Genomic DNA, 1751 nt, shown 5'->3' with positions numbered 1-1751 from the left:
GTGGTGGTAGTGGGCGTGGTCGTGCCGCCACCGCCGTCACCGATCTTGATCGTGGCCAGGGTGTTGTTCTGGCCGGGATCCTGCTTGCACGGCGCGTCGATCGTGCCGTCCGGCGTGATGCCGGTGACCGAACCGTCGGCCTTGCGCGGGGTGACCTTCAGCCGCAGGTCGCCCACGGTGATCTTCGCCTCGCCGGGCTGGTTGAAGGTCAGCGAAGGCGTCTTGCCCGACGCGTTGACCGTCATCTCGCCCGAGGTGGGGATGTTCTGCTTGGCGATGTCGTTCGGGACGCTGACCGGGAGGTTGAGCCCCGGTGCCGCCACGGTCGCCGCCGCGATGGCCTGGCCTTCCAGCGTGGTCGCACCGATCAGGTTGAGCCCGCTGACCGTGTCCGCGTTGATCGTGGAGACGGCCTTGATGTCGAACGTGCCGGTCGGCTGACCGGTCTTGACCGACAGCGGGAGATCGGTGTTGATCACCACCTTCAGCGACTGCGACCCCACGAGCGGCAGGTCGCAGTGGTAGTTGAGCGGGAGCGAGATGGGATCGGCGACACTGGACTGCGCCCCGACCACGAGTACCGCGGCGGCGAGGCCAACGGCACCGGCAGCGGCGGCGGCGACCGCCTTCTTGGTTCCTCTTCGGTGACTCACGATCGTCCTTCCGTGGTATCAACGATGATACGAAACGGCGTACAATTCCCCAGAGCAATGAATATCGGCCCGGGAGAATTCTCCGGGTAGCGACGATGTCTGACGGATCGCAACCGAACAGTAAACTAACGACGCGTCCGTGCCGCTATCAAGTGCTTCACCGGAAAAATCGACCCGCCGCCGGTAAATTGTCACGCGGACACGGTAGAACCGGGTGGTTCCTAGTAGCGACACATGGGTTTCCCCAGTTCAGAGCCAGGTGGACGCGCCGATGGAACCGCTGACGCGGGTGACAATCGTGCCACTGAAAACTATCTCGCGCGTGCCAATCGCCCTTTTCCGGGTCGCCACCGCCTTGCCTGCCGTAATATTTCGTGAGTAACCTCGCGGTTCAGCAAGCCGGTCACCGCCGACCATCGCGGAATCACGCTCGTCGCGGGCGGGGCAGGCCCTCTTTCGCCGAATTCGACGGGGAAATCATGAAAAGAATGCGCCGCACGGCAGCGCGAATCGCGTTCGCCGCCGTCTCCGTGACCGCCGCGGCGGTCCTGCTGAGCGCCTGCGGGTCCGATGAACCCGCCGACGCCGGCAAGCACGCCGACCCGGCCGCGCTCGCCTGGGTGGACAAGGTGTGCTCGGGCGTCGCGACCGGCTCGGCGAAGCTGTCCAAGCCGCCCGCGTTCGACCCCGCCGATCCGCAGGGGACGAAGACCGCGATGGTGGGCTTCCTGAACTCGCTCTCCGCCGCACTCGACGACATGGCGGGCGGGATCCGGAACGCCGGTGTGCCGCCCGTCCCGGATGGACAGTCCGCTGTGGACAAGGCCACCACCACGCTCGGCGAGACCAAGTCGAAGGTGTCCGCCACCCTGACGCGGATGCAGGACGCGAAGGTCACCGACCAGGCGAGCCTGCAGAAGGTGGTCTCCGACGCAGACAGCACGATGAGCGGCTTGAGCGAGCCGGAAGGCCCGATCAAGCATCTGCGCGCCAACCCCGAACTGGATCTCGCGTTCGCCGAGTCCACGACCTGCCGCCAGGTCTACGGCGGCAACGCCTGAGCAGTGACCCCCTCGAACTCCGGGCAGGTGTCGCGGG

General features: G+C 66.2%; 2 protein-coding genes. One reads left to right on the top strand and one right to left on the bottom strand.

The annotated features are described in order from the left end of the window. The coding region (locus tag ACXIZN_RS43140) for a DUF6801 domain-containing protein (RefSeq protein ID WP_457960772.1) at positions 1-653 on the bottom strand (653 nt) is incomplete at its 3' end. Positions 654-1141: 488 nt separating this feature from the next. On the opposite strand from ACXIZN_RS43140, the gene ACXIZN_RS43135 reads away from it, so the two are divergent. Further along, complete coding sequence (locus ACXIZN_RS43135; protein WP_457960771.1) at positions 1142-1714, top strand: hypothetical protein; 573 nt, start codon at positions 1142-1144, stop codon at positions 1712-1714. Positions 1715-1751 lie beyond the last annotated feature (37 nt).

Source organism: Amycolatopsis sp. TRM77291, assembly GCF_054166285.1.
The sequence above is the reverse complement of the archived record's forward strand: the minus strand, read 5'-3'. Positions and strand labels throughout refer to the sequence as shown.

What these genes read in the sequence shown, in the direction of transcription:
- ACXIZN_RS43135 (WP_457960771.1), top strand. Translation starts at nt 1,142, where the DNA reads ATGCGCCGCACGGCAGCGCGAATCGCGTTCGCCGCCGTCTCCGTGACC.